The following is a 19491-nucleotide window of genomic DNA, read 5'->3' as shown; positions in this document are numbered from 1 at the left end:
GCGGCGGCGGGAACAACGGTGGCGGCAACGGCGGCGGCAACAACGGCGGTGGCGGCGGCAACGGTGGGGGCGGCGGCAACGGTGGCGGCGGCAACGCAGGTGGCGGCGGTGGGTACACCGGCGGGGGCACGTCCACGAGCAGCGGTTCGGCCACGACGACCACCGAGGAGCAGGCGGCCACGGGTGGCTCGGGTGGCTCGGGTGGCACCGGCGGAACGGGTGGCGCGGGCAGCTCCGGCGGCTCCGGCGGCTACAGCGGCGTGACGGTCATCCCGCTCGGTCACCCCGAGACCGGTGCGGGCGGCGCGTCGCACGCGGTCGACGAGGGAGCGCTCGGGCTCGGTGTCCTCGCGCTCGCCGCCGCCGCCACGACCGCGGGAGTCGGGTTCCGGCGACGCCGCTCGGCCACCGGCGTCACGCCGACCAGCGAGGACACGGCCGCGTGACGTGGACGGCGCCCGTCCGACGACCCACGTCGGGCCCGCGACGGTGGTGGATCGCCACCGCGGTGCTCCTGCTGGTCGCGGCCGGCCTGGTGGTGATCGGGGTGCGCGGCAACGACAACGCGCTGGTCGACGCGCCGGCGGCCCCGGCCGTGCCGTCGACCGGCGTCGCGAACCCCGGGGCCGCGCCGGTGGCCCCGGTCGCGGTGCGGTCGGCGCCGGTGGAGCTCCGCATCCCGGCGATCGGGCTGACGGTGCCGCTCTCCACCCTGGGTCTCAACGCCGACCGGACGGTGGAGGTCCCCACGGACTTCCAGCGCCCGGGCTGGTTCCGCCTCGGGCCGGCCCCCGGCCAGACAGGATCCGCGGTGATCCTCGGGCACGTCGACAGCTACCAGGGACCGGCGGTGTTCTTCCGCCTGCGCGCCCTGAAGAACGGCGACGCCATCGAGGTGGCGCTGGCCGACGGCGTGGTCACGCACTTCCAGGTCACCGAGGTCGCGACCTACCCCAAGACGGCGTTCCCGGCCCAGCGGGTCTACGGCTCGCACGGCTCCAGCGCCCTGCAGCTGGTCACCTGCGGCGGGGAGTTCGACCGGGTGGCCCGCAGCTACCGCTCCAACGTGGTCGTCTACACCTCCCTCGTCTCCACCACGCCCGCACCCGCCGGCGCGGGGTGACGGCCCCGGTGAACGGCTGGAGAGGCGCACCGAACGTGCGCACCATCGTGCCCCTGCAACGAGACGGGTCGACCCCCATGACCGCATCGCCGATCGCCCGCCCCCTCGCCGCCGCCGGTACCCGGCCGGTGACACCGGACGGCCCGACCACGGAGCTGCGACGGCTGCTCCTGGCGCACCTCGCGCTCGACGTCCGCCCGAGCCAGCTGGCCACCGTCGTCGTCACGCTGTGCGCGGCGATCGGGCCGATGCTCTCCCGGTCGGCCGTGTCGGTCGGGACCCGGGAGCCGCTCTCGGACCGCGAGGTGCAGGTTCTCGTGGGCATGGCCGGCGGGTCGAGCAACGCGCAGATCGGCCGGGCCCTGCACATCAGCGAGGACACGGTCAAGACCTACGCCCGCCGCCTCTACACCAACCTCGGTGTGCGGGACCGCGCCCACGCCGTCTCCCGGGGCTACCAGTGCGGGATCCTCGTCGTCGGCGACACCGGGGTGCACGGCGACGGGCCGCGGCCGCTCCACGACGTGCACGACGGGCTGACCCCGTCGTGATCGCGGTGTGGATCGGCGCGGGACTCGTCGCCTGGGTGGTGCTGGCCGTTCCCGTCGGCGCGCTGGTCGGCGCCTCGATCCGGGTCGCCGACTCCGACCGGGAGCACCGGACGGCGTCGCTCGACCCGGGTCCCGTGGAGCCCGGCCGGGTCAGCGCCCGATCGTCCGCCGCACCGACACCGCCGCCAGCTTGTCGGGATTGCGCATGGCGTAGAAGTTGGTGATCCGGCCGTCGTTGATCTCGACGGTGATGACGCCCTCCAGGTGGTCGTCGTCGTACAGCACCAGGGCCGGGGCGCTGTTGTAGACGGCCGGCTCGAAACGGCCGCGCGTGCCGGCGCCCCGCATCATCCCCGCGATCAGCCGGGCGACCTTCTCCGCACCCAGCACCGGGCGGCGGGCGGCGCTGGCCTTGCCGTTGCTGTCGGCGGTCCACGCCACGTCCGGGGCGAGGGTCGCCATCAGCTTCTCGACGTCGCCGGTGGCCGCGGCGGCGAGGAACTCGCCGGTGATCTGCGCCGACAGCACCTCGTCGACCGGTTCGAAGCGCCGGCGCCGGGCGCGGACGTGTTCGCGGGCCCGGTGGGCGATCTGGCGCACCGTCGGTGCGGGCCGGCCGACGGCGGAGGCGATGTCGTCGTAGTCGAACCCGAACACCTCGCGCAGGACGAACACCGCCCGCTCGTCGGGGCTCAACGTCTCCAGCACCACCAGCATCGCGGTGGACACCGACTCGGCGAGCACGACGTCCGACACCGGGTCGTGCTCGTCGAGCAGCAGGGGCTCGGGCAGCCACGGTCCGATGTAGTCCTCGCGCCGCCGGGCGTTGGCGCGCAGCACGTTCAGCGCCTGCCGGGTGACGACCTTGGCGAGGTAGGACTTCGGCTCGCGCACGGTCTCGAGGTCGACGTCGGCCCAGCGCAGGTAGCTGTCCTGCAGCACGTCGTCGGCCTCGGTCGCCGAGCCGAGGATCTCGTAGGCGATCGTGAACAGCAGCGGCCGCAGCGGCGTGAAGCGTTCGGCGTGGCCGGTCATGGGACCGGAACCGTAGCCGCCGAGAGCCGCTGCTGTCGCCCGCCGCCCTTGAGCCAGAAGTAGGAGCCGGGCTTGCGGGCCTCCTGCGCGAGCTGCCAGACGGTGCCCCGGCAGACGCCCTCCTTGATCGCGGCGGCCGCCCGGCCGCCGACGTAGAGCGGGAGCGCGGTGTCGTCGGTGCGGGCCAGCTGGATGGTGCCCCCGTGACGACCCAGGCTGACGCACTGCCCGACGAACGCCTGGCGGAGCGCCGCGGGCTCGGTGCCCGCGATACGGCTCAGCACCGTGTTGGCGGCCTGGGCACCCAGCGGGATCGCGGCCTGGCAGCTCATCCGGAGCGGCCGGCCCGAGGGCGCCGCGGCATCCCCGGCCGCGACGATGCGCGGGTCGTCGACGCTGGTCAGCGTCTCGTCGGTGAGCAGCCGGCCCATCGCGTCGGTGCGCAGGCCGCTGCGGGTGGCCAGGTCCGGCGTGGCGAAGCCCGCGGTCCAGACGGTGACGGCGCTGGGCAGCTCGCGTCCGTCGGCGAGCACGACCGCGTCCTCCCGGACGGCCGCGACGGCGGTGTGGAGCACGGTGACGCCCAGCGCGGCGAGCCGGCGGGCGACCGAACGGCGGCCCGGCGCGCTGAGGTAGGGCCCGAGGCCGCCGCCGCACACCAGGGTGACCGCGCGGCCCTGCTCGGCGAGCTCGGCGGCCGTCTCGATGCCGGTGGGGCCGCCGCCGACCACCGTCAGCGGCGCGCCGCGGCCCAGCTCACCCACGGCCACGCGCAGGCGCTCGGCGTGCTCGATCTCGCCGACGGTGTGGACGAACTCGGCCGCCCCCGGCACCGTCGGTGCGGCGGTGCGGCTGCCCACCGCGTAGACGAGGTAGTCGTAACCGAGCGCGTCGCCCGAGGCCAGCGCCACCGTGCGGTGCGCCGTGTCGATGGCCGTCACCTCGTCGACGACGAGCCGGACGCCCGCCCCCAGCACCGTCGCGTAGCCGACCACCGCGTCGTCGGATCCGGTGACGAGCTGGTGCAGCCGGATCCGCTCGACGAACGACGGTCGGGGGTTGATCAGCGTGATGTCCACGTCGTCGCGGGTCCGCAGGTGGTTCGCGGCGATCACGCCGGCGTATCCGCCGCCGACGACGACAACCTGGGTGTTCGCGGTCATGTCCGCTCCTCTGCTCGGTCGGTGTCCGGCCTCGGGACACCGACCGGCCCCCGGGGCGTGACAGCGCGACGGCGGGTGTGCGCCACGTCACGTCCTCGGCGGGCCCCCCGCACGGGCAGGATCGCGGCGGCCCCGGTGCCGGCGCGGACCCGGCGACCGCGTACAGCACCGGCCACGGGTCTCCTCCTCCGGCCCGTCGTCGAGGCGCACCCTCCGCGGGCCGGGAGCGGGGGCGGACACGAGCGTCGGCGCGGACTCCGTCCCGGGGTCCAGGGCCGCGCACGGTGGCCTCGGAGGGTTGGCGACCACCCGTGTCACAGGTCGACGGCGTCCACGGAGATCAGGGTGAGGCCCATGTCGCGGACCTTCGCGAGCAGCCCGTGCAGCGCCGCCTGGTCCTGGACGGCGCCGCTGAGGCTCGTGGTGCCGTCGAGGTCCCGGGTCAGGGCGAGGTCGCCGAACCACGCCGACCAGTGGTCGTCGAGGTGCCCGTCGACCCGGAGCCGGTAGGCGCGGGTCACCGGACCCGGACCCGTCGGATCACGTACTCGGCGGCCGCGAGGTTGACGACCCAACCCGCGCCCAGCATGAGGTCGATGCCGAACGCCGCGGTCCCGAGAGCCAGCGTGAACACCTGGGTGCCGGCACCCAGCGCCAGGGCGTAGGCGCGGACCATCCAGGCCCGGTGCCGGGTGACGTCACCGCGGCGGATCGCGCTCACGCCCAGGACGAGGCAGGCCGCCATGCCCGAGCCGAACCCGAGCCGCAGCAGGTACGCGAGCTCGCCGGTGCCGGGCTGGCGCGTGTAGAACAGCGTCATCCACAGCCCCGAGAACGCCACGGCCAGGCCCAGCACCACCACGACGCGCCCGGCCGACCGGTGCCAGGCCGGCCGGCGGCGGCGCAGCGCCGACGAGAACTGGAACGCGCCGAGCACCGCGTAGCCGACCGCGCCGACGATGTGCACCACCACCGGCAGCGGCGACGCGCTGATCCGGGCGTTCGCGGGCATGAGGTGCGGTCCGCCGAACACCTCGACCAGCCGCAGGGACCCGCTGACGGCCGGGACGAGGACGAGGGCGATCAGCGCGAACGGCACCCACCGGCCCGCGCGCGCCCGGACCTGGCTCGTCACGCGACGACGGTCGCGTCGAGCCGCGGGGCGGCCGGGGTGCGCTGCAGGCGCCACAGCGAGTACCCGAGGCCGATGAGGGCGACGCCCGTCGGGACGGCGAACAACCGGAAGTTCAGCTGCGGCAGCAGCGGGATCGCGAGGGAGGCGACGGTGCCGGCGGCGAGCACCACGCAGGCCCACCGGGCCAGGACACGGGCGCGGAACAGGGCGATGCCGAACAGGAGCCCGCCGCCGATGTAGCTGACGCCGGCGACCATGTTGACGGTCTGCAGCAGGCCGATGTCGCCGGTCGCGTGGCCACCGGTGGCCACGGCGAGGACGTCGGCGACGTAGCCGGGCTCGCTGCGGGCGAGCACCGGGAGGACGCCCAGCCCGACGATCTGGATGCTCAGGACGATGAGGAAGTTGACGCCGAACAGGAGGTAGCCCAGCAGGCCGAGGACGCCGGTCTGCTTCACCTGGCTCAGGTACATGCCGGTGGTCCCGGCGAGAGCGAGGGCCGCGAACACCAGCTTCATCGTCTCGCGGACCGCGTACCCGGTGGTGGTGACGAAGGTGGGATCGAGATGGGGGTGGTTGATCTGGACGGCGACGAACAGCAGGCCCGCCACGACCGCGGCCAGGCCGGCCGCGCGGGTGAGGGTGGTGGTCGAGACGGTCATGTCCGGCTCCCGGCGTCGGGGTGTCCGCCGCGGTCGCAGCGGGACGACCCGACGCTAGGGAGCAGAGGAGCGACCGGGCGTCACCACATGATGTGAGGGATCGGGGTAGAGCAGGCCGAGCTCGTGGGCGCGGCGCACCGCCGCCCGGCGGTCGGTGACGGCGAGCTTGGTGAAGATGTGCTTGGTGTGGGTGCGCAGCGTGTTCTGCGTGACGTAGAGCTCGCGCGCGATCTGCGGGCCGCTCCCTTCGCCGGCGAGCAGCCGCAGCACCTGCTGCTCCCGGTCGGTCAGGTCCGGAACCGGCGTCGGTGACCGCCCTTCCCGCGCGAGGGCGAGCAACCTCCGGATCTCGACGGCGCTCCCGGCGCGTCCGGAGCTCTCGGCGGCGTCGAGCAGCCGCTCCAGCAGCGGGACGGCCTGCGCGGCCCGGCGTTGCGCGAGGAGCAGCCGCACCAGGGTGAGATGGTCGTACTCGCGGAGGTGGCGGGCCTCGTCGGCGACGGTCACGCCGCGTTCGCGGGCCCAGTCCGCGGCGTCGGCCAGCCGGCCCTGCGTGATCCGGACCCGCGCCCGCATCGCCGGGACGGGACGCACCTCGGGGAGGTGACCCGGCAGGTGGTGCGCCTCGGCCTCGTCCAGGAGCCGGACGGCCTCGTCGGCCTCGGCGAGCAGGCTGGCGGCCACGAACCACCGGGACCGGCCCGCCGCGGTCCGCACCCGCTCGTCGAGCACCACGGCGGTGTCGAGGTGGCGCCGGGCGCTGTCGTGATCACCGGTCGCGTGGTCGAGCTCGCTCAGGGCGACGTGCAGGTCGGCGGCATCGGACGGCGCCCCGGCCACCGCCCGTTCGAGGAGCCCACGGGCTGTGTCGGGCCGTCCCGCCGCGCGCCACATGTCGGCGAGCAGGACCGTGCCGCTGAGCGCGTCGACCAGGTTGCCGCCCGTGTACAGGCTGGTCACCGACCTCCCGAACGTCTCCAGTGCCGTGGTCACGTCGCCCTCGGCCCACGCGGCGAGGCCGAGGAAGCCGTACCCACCGCCCCGGGCGAGGTGGTCGTCCGGCCCGGCCAGGGCGAGTGCGCGCCGGGCGTGCTCCGCCGTGCCGGCCAGGTCGCCCCGGGCCTGCGCGATCGATGCCCGGTAGACCGCGATCGTCGCCGGCAACCGGCGGAGCTCCGCGGAGTCCGCCGCCGGGGGAGCGGCCCGTTCCGCGTCGTCGAGCCGGCGCTCGAACGCGTCCAGGTCGCCGGTCAGCATGAACATCCACCCGCGGAAGACGCTCAGCACCGGGCTGCGGCGCACGACGTCGTCGGGCAGCGCACCGAGCCAGCCCAGGAACAGCGTGTCCTGCCGGGTGCGCCGGATCTCCGGCACGGCCAGCTCCATCAGCCGGGCGGCGCGGTCGACGTCGCCGGCGGCCAGGGCATGGCGGACGGCGTCCTCGGGCTGGTCGTGCCGCTCGTGCCACACGCTCGCGCGCCCGTGCAGCAACGGGGCCTGCCCGCCGGGCAACCGGGCGCGCAGGACGTCGGCGAAGAGGTGGTGGTAGCGGTACCACTCGCGGTGGTCGTCCAGCGGGACGAGGAACAGGTTGGCGCGCTCCAGCTCCACGAGCATCCGGGTGCCGTCGTCGCGGCCGGTGACGGCGTCGCACAGCGGGCCCGTGAGCCGGTCGAGCACCGCGGTCCGCAGCAGGAAGTCCCGCACCGCGTCGGGCTGGTGGGCCAGCACCTCCTCCACCAGGTAGTCGACGACGTAGCGGTCGGTTCCGGCGAACCGGGCGACGACGCCGCTGATGTCGGATCGGCCCCGCAGCGACAGCGCGGCGAGCTGGAGCGCGGCGATCCAGCCCTCCGTCCGTTCCTCCAGCGCCGCGACGTCGGCCGGGGCGAGGTCCGGTCCCACCGCGTCGCCGAGGTACGCGGCGGCCTCGTCGGGCGTGAAGCGCAGGTCGGCGGCGCGGATCTCGACGAGCTCGCCGCTCGCCCGCATCCGGGCGAGCGGGAACGGCGGGTCCGCGCGGCCGGCGATCACCACGTGGGCCCGCGGGGGGAGGTGCTCCAGCAGGAAGGCCATCCCGTCGTGGATCTCGGTGGCGTCGATGACGTGGTAGTCGTCGAGCACGAGTACGACGTCGGTGGTGCGGACGGCCAGGTCGTTGAGCAGGGCGGTGAGGGAGGACTCCGGCGGCCGGGACAGCGCCGTGGCCACGTAGGTCCAGAACCGCGCGGGATCGTTGTCGTCGCGGTCGAGCGAGAGCCAGGCCACGGGCCGCCCGGCCGCCGCCAGCGCGTCGGCCAGCAGCGTCGTCTTGCCGAACCCGGCGGGTGCCGAGACGAGCGTCAGGGTCACCGTCGTGCCGTCGCCCAGGAGTGCCGCCAGCCGTGGCCGCGGCACCAGTGGGCCCCGGTTCACGGGCATGTGGAGCTTGGACTCGAGCGTGACCGTCATCGGCACCAGCATGGACCTGCGGGGGCCCGCTCGTCACCCGCCGGAGCGGCCCAGGCCCGCGTGCAGGTCCGGAACGGAGTCCGCGTGAACGGACGCCACATCCCTGATGTGACGGGCCGTGTCCCTCTTTGCCAGGATCCTCGTCGTGGCCGATGCCGAGGACGTCCGGCGGATCGCCCTCTCGCTCGACGGCGTCCGGGAGATCGAGAGCGACGGCTTCGATTTCCGCGTCGGCGGCCAGGGGTTCGTCTGGTCCTACCCCGAGCGGGAGCCGGGCCGGCGACGGGTGATCCGCACGGACATCGCCGTGCTGTACGTCGGGGACGAGGCGGAGAAGCAGGCGCTGGTGCTCGGCGAGCCGGAGCTGTTCTTCAGCACGCCTTCCTACGACAGCTTCCCGCTCGTGATGGTGCGGCTGGAGCGGGTCACCGTGGAGCGGCTCGAGGAGCTCGTCACCGACGCCTGGCGGATGCGCTGCGAACGGTGAGGCGTCCGACCTGATGTCCGTAACGTCCGTGTTGCCTTCAGCCCCCGTACGACGGCGGCATGGGTGCCACGGGCCCGCCGCGACGCGCTCCTGGCCGTTGCCGACCATCTGCCCGTCCTGCGCCCCGGTGACCTGGACACGGTCACTGCGGAGTTCGCGGCCGTGGCACGGGCGTTCTCGAGGCGGAACGTGCGGTGGGGTCGGATCGCCGTCGCGTCCGCGGCAGGTCTGGCGCTCGGTGTGGCGACGATGGGCGTGGCGGCGCCCTTGATCGGCGCCGCAGTCGGCAGCGCATTGGGCCTCAGCGGCGCGGCCGCGACGTCGGCGGGATTGGCCGCGTTGGGCGGCGGATCCATGGCCGCCGGTGGTTTCGGGATGGCCGGAGGTACGGCACTGCTGACGGGACTCGGCGCGATCGGCGGTGCAGGTGCCGCCGCTGCCGGATCCCGCGTGTCAGGGTGGAGCGTCGCGCAGGTGGTCGCGCGAGCGGCCCGCAGTCGACGAGCTGCGCGCCACCCGTGCGCGGAAATCAGCGCCGGAGCACTGATATCCGCGCACGACCTTCGCGATACTGCCCGCGTGACGTACGACGCCGACATGGCCGACCGCCTGCGCGAGATCCTCGCCGTCGAGCCCGACGTGCGGGAGAAGGCGATGTTCGGCGGCCTGGCGTTCATGGTGGCCGGGCACATGGCCGTCAGCGCGAGCGGTCGGGGCGGGTTGCTGCTGCGCGTCGACCCGGCCGAGACCGACGCGCTGATCACCGATCCCCGCGCGAGCCGGTTCGTCATGCGCGGGCGGGAGATGGACGGCTGGCTGCACGTCGACATCGAGGCGGACGCGACCGACGAGGAGCTGCGCAGGTGGGTCAGGCTCGGCGTCGCCCACGTCCGGTCGCTGCCGCCGAAGTAGTGGCCGACGCCCGGCGGCGCCGCAGCTCGGCCCGGTCGTGGACGGTGAGCGCCCGCGGGTCGGTCTGACCGACGGCGTGGGCCTCGCACACGAACAGGCGCACGGTCTTCGGGCGTGGGTGCTCGAGGCGCTGCACGACCGTCAGCACCGGCTGGGCCAGGCACAGGCCGGGGGTGCCGCCGACGCGGTGCCGGACCCCGGCGCAGCCCGCGTTGTCGGGGAAGGCCAGGTCACCCGACAGCGCTTGTTCCGACATGACCTCACCGTGCAACGACGGCGCCCGGGACGCAACGTGGTTGCGTCCCGGGCGCCGTCGGCTATCCGGTCACTGCGTGAGGCGGACGTAGTCCACGAGCATCGTCTGGGGCAACGTGCTGCTCTTGATGGTGCCGCCGCCCCTGCCGCCCAGGGCGGTGTTGATGATCATGAACATCGGCGTGGTCGGCACGGCCTTCGTCTGCGTGCAGGTCGTCACGCCGTCCACCTTCCACACGAGCGACCCGGGCTTCCGGACGAGCTGGTAGACGTGCCAGTTGGTGTTGGCGTTGGACACCGTCGGCTTGCAGGTCCGAAAGTCGCTGTTGCCCGAGATGACGTTCTGCCAGTCGACGGTGGTGCTGCCCTTGAACTCGCTGACGTCGATCTCGTCGGAGCCGACCTGCGGCCGGTTTCAGCCGCCCGTGTCCTCGGCCGTGGTCTTGAACGCGGCCTGGCAGTTGGCCCCGAGCAGCCACTGCGCGGGCCAGGTGCCCGTGCCGACCGGCTGCTTGGCCCGGTACTCGAGCGTGCCGTAGGTGGAGGAGCGGTGGGGCTCGTGGGTGCGGTGGTGTCGGCCACCACGAGCGATGCCTGGTTCGACGACGCGCTCACGTTGCCCGCGGCGTCCCGCGCCTTGACGACGTCATGGTAGGTGCCCAGCGAGCCCGGTGTCGGTGCCCGGTGGCGGTGTCGGTGTCGGTGTAGGTGGTGACGGCGCCGAGGCTCTTCACGAGGGTGGCCGTCGACGGGGTGAAGGCCGCCGTCGTCGAGCGGTAGACGTCGTAGGCGGTGACACCGACGGTGTCGGTGGCCGCGGTCCAGCTCAGCGCCTGACCGGCGCCGGGGCTGCTCGCCGACAGGCCGGACGGCGCGGTGGGCGCGGTGGTGTCGGTGTTCACGGGCAGGATCTCGACGGTACCGAGGTTCCAGCGGTCGGCGGTGGCGCCGTGTCGTTGATCGTCACCGGCGTGCCGGGCGCGGCCGTGCCGGGGCTGTTCTGCCGCTGCACCCAGAACATGCCACCTGCGGTCGCGAGGTACTCGTCCACATGAGACAACTGCCGTGCCTGCTGGCCGGCGTTCGCTCACTGCGACGGTCTGTTACGAAACGTCATCACTATTGAGGAAGAACCTGGCGAACCGCTCCACGAACGGGGCGGCGGCGCCCATGATCGCGTTGTGGTCGGCCTTCGGGACGACGACGTGCCTGGCCCGCGGGAGCACCCGCGCGATCGCCGCCGAGGCCGGGGCGAAGTAGGCGGGACTGCGCCCACCGGTGGCCAGCAGGACGTCGGTGGTGACGCCGGCGTAGGCGTTCGCCGGAGCGTCGTGGGCCCGCACCTCGCGCGCCTCGGCCACCGCGCTCGGGATCATGAGCCGCCACGCGCGTCCCATCGCGGTGGCGGCGAATCCGTGGGCCAGCACCGTCAGCACGGGGACGGGCAGCCGCGACAGCGCCCCCACGGACCCGAGGCCGTGGCCCAGCACCGCCATCGCCCGTGGGAAGTCGTCGGCCGCGGCGGCGCGGGCGAACGGTTCGACGTAGGCCGACGGGAACCCGCCGTCGATCGACACCGCGGCGTCGTAGACGGCCATCCGGTCGATCGGCAGCGTCGGCGCGCCGGTCAGGGCGACCAGGCCGCCGTAGCTGTGGGCGAGCACCGTGCGGGCACCGGTGTGCCGCAGCACCGCCCGCAGGTCCTCGACGTCGGACGCGACGCCGTGCGTGGGCTCGACGGGGCCGCGGGAGCCCCGCCCGCGCCGGTCGTAGAGGTGCACGGTGAACCGGGGGGCCAGCGCGTCGGCGAGCCGGCGGTAGTCCGCCGCCGACACCGCGCTGCCGTGCACGACGACGACCCCGGGCCCGTCGCCGACGGAGTGCAGATCCATGTGACGGCCGTCGGCCGCGGCTACCTGGTCCGGGACCACGGGAGAAGTCTGCGCCCCCCGCGACGCCACCGCGACACCGCGACACCGCGACACCGCGACACCGCGACACCGCGACACCGCGACACCGCGACACCGCGCGGGAGGGTGGGCCGATGACCGGTCTCCGCGTCGACGACCACCTGCACCTCGCGCTGCCGCTGGACCGGCACGCCGAACCCCTGTCCGCGCCGGTTCGGGCGGCGGCTACGTCGACGAGGTCATGTTCGCGATGCCGGCGACCGGGTGGCCTGCGCGATGAGCTCCGCCGCGTTCCGGCCGCCGGGTGCCTCGCCCGCGCGGGCCATCTCCTCCACCACCGCGAGCAGGAGGGCGTTCACGGGCGTGGCGACGCCGTGGCGGCGGCCCAGCGCGACGATCTCGCCGTTGAGGTGGGCGGCCTCCACCGAGCCCGTGCCGCGCTGCAGGCTCTGCCAGGTGGAGCCGCCGTGGCGCACGTGCGGACCGACGGCCCGCCGCACGACGAAGCCGGCGCGGCGCTGCTTCTCCTCCGGCGCCGGGACGACGTCGATGCCGGCGGCGGCGAGGCACTCCCGGCCCTCGGCCCGCGCCGCCGCGGAGAGCTCGCGCAGGTCGGGATCGTCCGGGCCGCAGGCCGCCTCGGCGGCGTTGCCGAGGTTGACCAGCAGCTTGCCGTACTTCCACCGCATGATGGCCGGATCCGCCCGCGAGCTGAAACCGGCGGCGGTCAGGTCGGCAGCGATCGCGGTGGCCAGCTCGTCGGGTCCTCCCGGGTAGCGCCCGATGTCGAGCACGCCGGGGACCGGCCCCGAGAACGTGACGACGAGGCCGGGCTCCAGGTGCTCGCAGGGGATGATCACGCAGATCCCGAGGACGTGGGCGAACCGGGCCGCGGCCATCCGCTCGTTGGCGACGCCGTTCTGGGCGCACACGACCGGCACGTCGGGCGCCGCGTCGGCCACGGCGTCGAGCAGGTCGGCGCTGGCCTGGGTCTTGGTCGCCATGACCACGACGTCGTCGGGGCTCCAGTCGACCTCGCCCGGCGTAGCGGTGGCCGGGATGCGCAGCACGCGGGACCGCCCGGGCTCGTCGAGCTGCAGCCCCCGTGTGCGCAGAGCCTGCAGATGGGCGCCCCGCGCGACGAGCACGACGTCCCGCCCCGCCTCGTGCAGCCGTCCCCCGATGGTGCCGCCCACGGCACCTGCCCCGATCATCACGTAGCGCACGGGCCCAGCATCACCGCGCGGTCCAGCCGCCGTCCATCGAGAGTGACGCACCCGTGATCGACGCCCCCGCGGGCCCGTAGAGCACCGCCGCCAGCTCCGCGACCTCCGACGGTTCGACGAGCCGTTTCACGGCCTGCTGCACCAGCAGCACCTGCTCCAGCACCGCGTCGCGGGAGATGCCGTGGGCGCGGGCCTGGTCGTCGATCTGCTTCTCCACCAGCGGCGTGCGGACGTAGCCGGGGGAGAGGCAGTTGCTGGTGACGCCGTGCGCGGCGCCCTCCAGCGCCACGACCTTGGACATCCCCTCCAGCCCGTGCTTCGCGCTGACGTAGGCCACCTTGAACGGGCTGGCGCGGTGCCCGTGCGCGCTGGACACGTTGACCACCCGGCCCCAGCCCCGCTCGTACATGTGCGGCAGCACGCGGCGGACCAGGCGGAACGGCGTTTCCAGCATGAGGCGCAGGATCAGCGCGAACCGGTCGGGGTCGAAGTCCTGGATCGGGGCCACGTGCTGGATCCCCGCGTTGTTCACCAGCACGTCGACCTCGGCGGGCAGGGCGTCCACGGCGGCGGGGTCCGACAGGTCGCAGACGATCTGCTCGATGCCGGGCACCGTGTCCGCGAGGGCCTTGAGACCGGCCTCGTCGCGGTCGACGGCGAGCACGGTGGCCCCGTCGGCGGACAGTCGCGCGACGATCGCCGCGCCGATCCCCGACGCGGCTCCGGTGACGAGGGCGGTGCGGTCGTTCAGAAGGGGCATCACCCCACGTTAGGCGAACGGGGCCGTTCCCGGCACGAGCGTGACGGTCCCGAGACCGCCGTCGGCGTCGGCGTAGGCCAGGGCCAGGGCCAGGTCGGCCACGCCGTTGCTGTGGTTGCGGTCGAGGAACTCGGTGCTCAGCACGCCGACCGCGCGGCCGTCGGCGTCGAGGAAGCCGCTGCCGGAGTCGCCGGGCACGCCGGGCGGGGTGATCACGACCTGGTGGGAGCGGCCGCTCCCGTCGTCCGCGACGCTGCGCCCGGTCTTGACGCCGCTGCCACCGTTGTTGGGCTGGAAGCTGTAGACGGTCTCACCGGGCGTCAGGCCGTCGGTGTCCAGTCCGGTGGGCCCGCCGAGCAGCGGCACGCTCGGGTCGACGAGCCCCGCGTCGGCCGGGTCCACGGCCACCAGGGCGAAGTCGTTGTAGCGGCACAGGGCGGGGTCGTCCTCGCCGCGCTCCTGCATCGTCACCCACGAGCTGTAGGCGAGCCGGCCGGTGCTCTCCGGCCCGCCGCGGCCGCTGATCGTCACCTCGGTGCCCAGCGGCAGCGTCGGCGCGGTGCAGCCGCTCGGGTCCTCGGACCGGCCCGTCCCGGCGCAGTGGGCCGACATGCCGATGTAGAGCGCGTTCGGCCCGCGGAACACGAAGTCGGCCGTGCACAGCGACGCCGTCCTCGCGTCGATCTGCGTGCTCATCACGGCACCCGGGCCGATACCGAAGGAGGACGGTGCACGGAGCGTGACACCGGCGGCCGAGGCCGACGGCGCGAGTACCCCGCCGATCACGACCCCGACGGCCGCGACCGCCGCGATGGTGACGGCACGTGAGCTTCTCTCCACGAACGACCTCCCGACGAGTGGGTGTCGACCGTAAGGTGGTGGCCGCGGCCCGGCGGGGGATCCCACCCGACGGGGTCGCGCACGGCATCCGATCGGGCGGTCGTAACGCCTCCGGGAGGGCGGCCGAGGCCGCCTGTAGGTTCTGTTGCCGGACGACCGAGAGGACCGCCGTGCCGGACCTGCTGTCCTTCTGCGAGGCCGTCCTGCACAGCGTCTGGCTGCTCCCGTCGCTCACCGTCATGATCGGTGCCGACGGCCCGTTCCCGGTGCTGCCGAGCGAGACGCTGCTGATGTCGGCGTCGGCGTCGGCGTTCGGGCGTCACGACGGGCTCGCCGTCGTCGGGCTGTTCCTGGCCGCGCTCGTCGGCTCGGTGCTCGGTGACCTGCTCGTGTTCGGCCTCGGGCGGTCGTCGCACGGGCTGCTCGCCCGCACCGTCGACGCCGAGTGCGGGCTGTCGCTGTGGGTGCGTCGCCACCTCGTGCTGCGGCCCGGGGTCGCGCTCGTCGGGGCACGTTTCGTGCCCGGTGGGAGGCTGCTGAGCACCGCCGCGGCCGGCCGGTTCGGTCTCAGTCTGAGACGGTTCCTGCCCTGGTCGATCGTGAGCTCGGCCGCGTGGAGCGGCTACATGCTGGCCGTCGGCATGGCGCTCGGGCCGTTGACCGGCGGGAATCCGCTGCTCAGCCTGCTCGCCGGCGTCGTCATGGCGGTGGTCACGGCCGGCGCGTTCGCGATCGTGGCCCGCACCCGGCGTCGCCGGACGCCGTGGTCGGTGCACGTTCGCGCCCCGGAGCCCTTGCTCGTGGGCTGATACTGCCGGGATGGCTGAGCACCGGTGGATAGCAGATGTCGGCGAGGACAACGCGGTCTTCCTGGCCACGGAGAGCCGCACCGCGCGGCTCGCCCGGGAGTACCGCCCCGTGAACCTCGGTGACGGGAAGATCGAGTTCAACAGGCTCGCGCTGGGGGCGACGCGCGAGATGGGCGAGGAGGAGGACGGCTACGTCACCGAGGACGGTGACGGCCTGCGGATCTGGATCGGCGACGACGCGTTCGAGTTGGAGCTGCACGAGAACTGAGATGCCCAGAATCGAGAGCACTGCTCTTGACTCCGTCCATCCGGTAGGTGTTCACTGTTCTCAGACGAGAGCACTGCTCTCACCCAGTCGAGGAGAATCCCGTGACCACCCCCCGCTACATCCGCCCGGACCGCAGCACCGCGATCTTCAACTCCGTCGTCGCCGGGCTGACCCGCCTCGGCGTCAGCGTCTGGGGCAGCCGCGTGCTGGCCGTCCGCGGGCGCACCAGCGGGGAGTGGCGCACCACGCCGGTCAACCTGCTCACCGTCGACGGCGAGCGCTACCTCGTCGCTCCGCGGGGCGTCACGCAGTGGGTGCGCAACGTGCGCGCCGCCGGCGGTGGCGAGCTCCGGGTGGGGCGGCGGACGGAGGCGTTCACCGTCGTCGAGCTGGCCGACGACGAGAAGCCCGCGATCCTGCGGCCGTACCTCGAGCGCTGGAAGTTCGAGGTCGGCGTGTTCTTCGACGGCGTCGACGCGTCGGCGTCGGATGCCACGCTGCGCGAGATCGCACCCGGGTACCCGGTCTTCCGCCTGGTCTGACGAGCGGGGGTTCAACCGAAGCCGGCGGAGGCTCCCCTGTTCCGCCGGCCCCGGTCACTCCCTCAACGCGCCGGGGTTCGGTGGGTTTCGGCCGATTTCGGCCCTCCGTCGAACGGGCGGACACGGGCGGTGGCCGGTAGGGAGTCCGTTGCACGGTCAACGGTCACCATCGAGCGACCGGCGGCGACCAACCGGCGCCATGGGCGAGTCGCCCGCTCGGCGTGTCACGCGTCGAGACGGCCCGCGAAGTCGAGGATCGCCTGGTTGACCTCGGCGGGCCGTTCCTGCTGGGTCCAGTGCCCGCAGCCGGGCAGCGACACCGCCGTCCGCAGGTCGGTGACGCTGCGCCGCAGCGTCGACACCAGCCCGTCGAACGACACTCCCGCCACCACCACGTCCTGGTCGCCCGCCATGTAGAGCGCCGACGGGGTGATCGCGGCGCCGCTCCAGGCCGCCGTCAGGGCCCAGTTGCGGTCGAGGTTGCGGTACCAGTTCAGGCCGCCGGTGAAGCCGTGGCGCGCGTACTCGGCCTCGTAGGCGTCGAGGTCGGCCTCGGTGAGCCAGTCCGGCAGGCGCTCGGGCTCGGGCAGCGTGTCGAGGAACCCGCCGCCGTCCTCCACCGCGAGCGCGGGCGGGCGGTCGCCGCCCGAGGTGGCCGAGAGCAGCCGGCGGTGCGTGGCCCGCGGATCGGCCGCGAGCTCGGCGTCGGCGACGCCCGGCGTCTGGAAGTAGAGCTGGTAGTAGCCGGGCCCGAACCGCTTCTCCAGGCCGGCGGTCGGGCGTACGGCCGACCGGGGCAGGAACGGCACCGACAGCCCGACGACGCCGCGCACCCGGTCCGGTCGCAGCAGCGCGGTGTGCCAGGCCACCGGCGCACCCCAGTCGTGCCCGACCACCACGGCGCGCTGCGCCCCGACCGCGTCGAGCACGCCGACCGCGTCGCCCACCAGGTGCAGGATCGTGTAGTCGTCGACGGCGGCCGGCGCGTCGCTGCGGCCGTATCCGCGCTGGTCGGGGGCCACGACGTGGAAGCCCGCCCCGCCGAGCGCGGCGAGCTGGTGGCGCCAGGAGTACCAGCACTCGGGGAAGCCGTGCAGCAGCAGCACGACCGGCCCGTCGGCGGGACCGGACTCGGCGAGGTGCAGCGTGAGGCCGTTGACGTCGGCGGTGCGGTGCGAGATCACAGTTCGGACCGTAACCTCCACCCGTGACAGACGAGAGCGGACAGGGGGAGAGCACCCTCACCGTGCTCGTCGCGCTGGGGGCCAACGCGCTCGTCGGGGTGCTGAAGCTGGTGGCCGGGATCATCACCGGGTCGGCCGCGATGCTGGCCGAGGCCGCGCACTCCGTGGCCGACACCGCCACCGAGGGGCTGCTGCTCACGGCGTTGCGTCGTTCGGAGAAGCCGGCCGACCGCCGCCATCCGTTCGGCTACGGCAAGGAGCGGTTCTTCTGGGCGCTCATCGCCGCGGTCAGTATCTTCGTCTCCGGTGCGGTGTTCGCGATCTACGAGGGCATCTCGACGATGCTCGGCGCGTCCGAGGAGCAGACCCTGATCTGGGTCGCCTACGCCGTGCTCGGCGGGTCGTTCGTGCTCGAGGGCATCTCGTGGCTGCAGGCGTTCAAACAGGCGCGCCGGGAGGCCGCCGCCCACCACCAGACGTTCGCGGCGTTCCTGCGCACCACCGACGACCCCACCGTCAAGACGGTGTTCTTCGAAGACAGCGCCGCGCTGATCGGGCTCGTGCTGGCGCTGGCGGGCGTCGGGCTGCACCAGCTCACCGGGGCCAGCTTCTGGGACGGGCTCGCGTCGCTGCTGATCGGCCTGCTGCTCTCGGGCGTGGCCTACATCCTCGGGCGCACCAACAAGGGCCTGCTGATCGGACGCCAGGCCGACGCGCGGCTGGTGTTCGCGGTGCGCGACCGGCTCGCCGAGCGGCCCGAGGTGGAGAAGGTGGTGGACCTGCTGACGATGATGCTGGGCACCGACCGCGTCCTCGTGTGCGCCCGCCTCGACTTCGACGACGCGCTCGGCGCCGCGGACGTCGAACGGGCGTGCGTCGCCATCGACACGGTCCTGCGCGAGGAGTTCCCGGACCTCGACGAGATCTTCATGGAGCCCGTGCCGCGCACGGACGAGGGCATGCGGGCGCGGGTGCTGGAGCGCTACGGGTCCAATGCATCGACATCTAACGAATAGACGTCTACTCTTCAGGCATGACCCGTCCCTTCCGCTTCGGTGTCGTCGCCACGCCCGACGGCGACTGGACCACCACCGCCCGCCGCGTCGAGGAGCTGGGGTACTCGTCGCTGCTCGTGCCCGACGGCATCCACCTGCTGGCCCCGTTCCCGTCGCTGGCGACGGCCGCGGCCGTCACCACCACGCTGCGCGTCGGCACGTTCGTGCTGGCCTCGCCGCTGCGGACGCCCCGCGCCGCGGCCTGGGAGGCGCACAGCCTCTCGGTGCTGTCGGGCGGGCGCTTCGACCTGGGCATCGGCACCGGCCACGGCGGCGTCCCGCACGCCGCCGCGGAGCTCGGCATGCCCTACGGCTCCGCCGCCGAACGCCGCCGGCAGGTGGCCGAGACGATCGCCCACGTGCGTGCGCTCGATTCCTCGATCCCGGTCCTGGTCGCGGCGTCCGGACCGAAGATGCTCGCGCTCGCCGCCGAACTGGCCGACGTCGTCACGCTCGCGACCGACCCGCTCGCCACCCGCGACGAGGTGGCCGCGCTGGCCGCCGGCCTGCCGGACCGCGTCGAGATCGCGATGAACCTCTTCGTCGTCGGTGACGAGGTGCCGGAGTGGACGCGCGGGTTCATCGGCGCCGACGCCGCCACCCTCGTCGCCCACGACTCGCTGGTGATGCTGCGCGGCTCCGTCGCCGAGATGGCCGACGAGCTGCAGCGCCGCCGCGACGCCATCGGCGCGTCCGCGATCACGGTCAACGGGCGGTTCCTGGAGCAGTTCGCGCCCGTCGTCGAGCGGCTCGACGGGGAGTAGCCGCGGCCGAACCCCACTCGGGTCGGCGGCCGGCAGGGTCCGCAGGGGCATCGAGGGCAGGCCGGCGGTCACGATCGTCGGGGCGCGCTTCCGGCCCGGCGGACGCCGGGTGAGCGCGGTGGCGGCCGGCCGCTCCGGGCTCACCCGGGCTCGTGTCCTGGTCGCTGGTGAGCTCGGCGTCTGCACGTTCGCGCTCGTCCGATGCCTCCACCGCCCTGATCACCACCGCCCGCACGCTGCTGCCCCGGCCGGGGCGGCGGAACCGTGCGACGCACAACGATCATGACCCGCGGCCGCGGACGATGATCGCGTTCGGTCGCACGGTTGCGCCCTCCGGAGGGCGGCGAGGTGCGGTGGAG

The 19491-nt window shown here is 73.9% G+C and carries 23 protein-coding genes and 2 pseudogenes; 11 read left to right on the top strand and 14 right to left on the bottom strand.

The genetic code is table 11. The features are described from left to right. The 3 genes and pseudogenes from BGP03_RS08650 to BGP03_RS08640 form a co-directional block, all read left to right on the top strand. Positions 1 to 446: pseudogene (locus BGP03_RS08650) on the top strand (hypothetical protein); the annotation flags it as partial. Further along, positions 443 to 1123, top strand: coding sequence for a class F sortase (locus BGP03_RS08645; RefSeq protein ID WP_296370938.1), 681 nt, complete (start codon positions 443 to 445; stop codon positions 1121 to 1123). The pseudogene BGP03_RS08650 and the gene BGP03_RS08645, both read left to right, overlap by 4 nt. A gap of 290 nt (positions 1124 to 1413) precedes the next feature. Then, positions 1414 to 1596 (top strand): annotated as a pseudogene (locus tag BGP03_RS08640) (helix-turn-helix transcriptional regulator); the annotation flags it as partial. A gap of 228 nt (positions 1597 to 1824) precedes the next feature. Here BGP03_RS08640 and BGP03_RS08635 read toward each other — a convergent pair. From BGP03_RS08635 to BGP03_RS08610, 6 genes are all read right to left on the bottom strand, one after another. Continuing rightward, positions 1825 to 2709 carry an RNA polymerase sigma-70 factor gene (locus tag BGP03_RS08635; RefSeq protein ID WP_296370937.1) on the bottom strand — a complete coding sequence of 295 codons (885 nt, stop codon included), beginning with the start codon at positions 2707 to 2709 and terminating at the stop codon, positions 1825 to 1827. After that, positions 2706 to 3872 (bottom strand): FAD-dependent oxidoreductase, encoded by a 1167-nt coding sequence (locus BGP03_RS08630; protein ID WP_296370936.1) that lies wholly within the window; start codon positions 3870 to 3872, stop codon positions 2706 to 2708. Before BGP03_RS08630 ends, BGP03_RS08635 begins: the two co-directional genes overlap by 4 nt. Before the next feature lie 314 nt (positions 3873 to 4186). Then, complete coding sequence (locus BGP03_RS08625) at positions 4187 to 4393, bottom strand: hypothetical protein (protein WP_296370935.1); 207 nt, start codon at positions 4391 to 4393, stop codon at positions 4187 to 4189. Beyond that, positions 4390 to 5007 carry a DUF2306 domain-containing protein gene (locus BGP03_RS08620; protein WP_298796014.1) on the bottom strand — a complete coding sequence of 206 codons (618 nt, stop codon included), beginning with the start codon at positions 5005 to 5007 and terminating at the stop codon, positions 4390 to 4392. Before BGP03_RS08620 ends, BGP03_RS08625 begins: the two co-directional genes overlap by 4 nt. Beyond that, positions 5004 to 5669, bottom strand: a complete 666-nt coding sequence (locus tag BGP03_RS08615) for a hypothetical protein (protein WP_298796016.1) — start codon at positions 5667 to 5669, stop codon at positions 5004 to 5006. Before BGP03_RS08615 ends, BGP03_RS08620 begins: the two co-directional genes overlap by 4 nt. A gap of 54 nt (positions 5670 to 5723) precedes the next feature. Next, positions 5724 to 8120, bottom strand: coding sequence for a LuxR C-terminal-related transcriptional regulator (locus BGP03_RS08610; protein WP_298796017.1), 2397 nt, complete (start codon positions 8118 to 8120; stop codon positions 5724 to 5726). Positions 8121 to 8265: 145 nt separating this feature from the next. On the opposite strand from BGP03_RS08610, the gene BGP03_RS08605 reads away from it, so the two are divergent. Next, positions 8266 to 8607: an MmcQ/YjbR family DNA-binding protein gene (locus tag BGP03_RS08605; RefSeq protein WP_296370931.1), complete on the top strand. Its 342-nt coding sequence runs from the start codon at positions 8266 to 8268 to the stop codon at positions 8605 to 8607. A 579-nt stretch (positions 8608 to 9186) separates the two neighbouring features. Beyond that, positions 9187 to 9519, top strand: a complete 333-nt coding sequence (locus tag BGP03_RS08600) for a TfoX/Sxy family protein (RefSeq protein ID WP_298796018.1) — start codon at positions 9187 to 9189, stop codon at positions 9517 to 9519. Here BGP03_RS08600 and BGP03_RS08595 read toward each other — a convergent pair. Then, a complete protein-coding gene (locus BGP03_RS08595; protein ID WP_296370929.1) occupies positions 9476 to 9775 on the bottom strand; it encodes a hypothetical protein in 300 nt (99 codons plus the stop codon). The two genes, BGP03_RS08600 and BGP03_RS08595, sit on opposite strands and share 44 nt — an antisense overlap. A gap of 69 nt (positions 9776 to 9844) precedes the next feature. Further along, positions 9845 to 10111 carry a hypothetical protein gene (locus BGP03_RS08590; RefSeq protein WP_363093409.1) on the bottom strand — a complete coding sequence of 89 codons (267 nt, stop codon included), beginning with the start codon at positions 10109 to 10111 and terminating at the stop codon, positions 9845 to 9847. Here BGP03_RS08590 and BGP03_RS08585 point away from each other — a divergent pair. Next, complete coding sequence (locus BGP03_RS08585) at positions 10065 to 10313, top strand: hypothetical protein (RefSeq protein ID WP_298796019.1); 249 nt, start codon at positions 10065 to 10067, stop codon at positions 10311 to 10313. The two genes, BGP03_RS08590 and BGP03_RS08585, sit on opposite strands and share 47 nt — an antisense overlap. A gap of 72 nt (positions 10314 to 10385) precedes the next feature. Here BGP03_RS08585 and BGP03_RS08580 read toward each other — a convergent pair whose 3' ends face one another. The 5 genes from BGP03_RS08580 to BGP03_RS08560 form a co-directional block, all read right to left on the bottom strand. Continuing rightward, positions 10386 to 10676 carry a hypothetical protein gene (locus BGP03_RS08580; protein ID WP_298796021.1) on the bottom strand — a complete coding sequence of 97 codons (291 nt, stop codon included), beginning with the start codon at positions 10674 to 10676 and terminating at the stop codon, positions 10386 to 10388. Positions 10677 to 10877: 201 nt separating this feature from the next. Further along, a complete protein-coding gene (locus tag BGP03_RS08575; protein WP_296370927.1) occupies positions 10878 to 11666 on the bottom strand; it encodes an alpha/beta fold hydrolase in 789 nt (262 codons plus the stop codon). A 257-nt stretch (positions 11667 to 11923) separates the two neighbouring features. Then, positions 11924 to 12910 (bottom strand): 2-dehydropantoate 2-reductase, encoded by a 987-nt coding sequence (locus tag BGP03_RS08570; protein WP_298798522.1) that lies wholly within the window; start codon positions 12908 to 12910, stop codon positions 11924 to 11926. Positions 12911 to 12920: 10 nt separating this feature from the next. Further along, positions 12921 to 13670: a 3-hydroxybutyrate dehydrogenase gene (locus tag BGP03_RS08565; RefSeq protein ID WP_296370925.1), complete on the bottom strand. Its 750-nt coding sequence runs from the start codon at positions 13668 to 13670 to the stop codon at positions 12921 to 12923. A gap of 9 nt (positions 13671 to 13679) precedes the next feature. Then, positions 13680 to 14510: a serine protease gene (locus BGP03_RS08560; RefSeq protein ID WP_298798524.1), complete on the bottom strand. Its 831-nt coding sequence runs from the start codon at positions 14508 to 14510 to the stop codon at positions 13680 to 13682. Between the two features lie 170 nt (positions 14511 to 14680). Between BGP03_RS08560 and BGP03_RS08555 the strand changes: the two genes are divergently transcribed. From BGP03_RS08555 to BGP03_RS08545, 3 genes are all read left to right on the top strand, one after another. Further along, entirely contained in the window at positions 14681 to 15319 is a 639-nt protein-coding gene (locus BGP03_RS08555) for a VTT domain-containing protein (protein WP_298798526.1), read from the top strand. 10 nt (positions 15320 to 15329) lie between these two features. Beyond that, entirely contained in the window at positions 15330 to 15587 is a 258-nt protein-coding gene (locus tag BGP03_RS08550) for a hypothetical protein (protein WP_296370922.1), read from the top strand. 101 nt (positions 15588 to 15688) lie between these two features. Then, entirely contained in the window at positions 15689 to 16129 is a 441-nt protein-coding gene (locus BGP03_RS08545) for a nitroreductase family deazaflavin-dependent oxidoreductase (protein WP_296370921.1), read from the top strand. A 224-nt stretch (positions 16130 to 16353) separates the two neighbouring features. Here BGP03_RS08545 and BGP03_RS08540 read toward each other — a convergent pair whose 3' ends face one another. Continuing rightward, positions 16354 to 17313, bottom strand: coding sequence for an alpha/beta hydrolase (locus BGP03_RS08540; RefSeq protein ID WP_298798528.1), 960 nt, complete (start codon positions 17311 to 17313; stop codon positions 16354 to 16356). Between the two features lie 23 nt (positions 17314 to 17336). Here BGP03_RS08540 and BGP03_RS08535 point away from each other — a divergent pair, with 23 nt between their 5' ends. Then, positions 17337 to 18329, top strand: coding sequence for a cation diffusion facilitator family transporter (locus BGP03_RS08535; RefSeq protein WP_296370919.1), 993 nt, complete (start codon positions 17337 to 17339; stop codon positions 18327 to 18329). Between the two features lie 17 nt (positions 18330 to 18346). After that, positions 18347 to 19132, top strand: a complete 786-nt coding sequence (locus BGP03_RS08530; RefSeq protein WP_298798530.1) for an LLM class flavin-dependent oxidoreductase — start codon at positions 18347 to 18349, stop codon at positions 19130 to 19132. Positions 19133 to 19491: the final 359 nt, after the last annotated feature.

Source organism: Pseudonocardia sp. 73-21, from assembly GCF_001899645.1.
Lineage (GTDB): Bacteria > Actinomycetota > Actinomycetes > Mycobacteriales > Pseudonocardiaceae > Pseudonocardia.
This window is presented reverse-complemented; position numbering and strand designations above follow the sequence as displayed.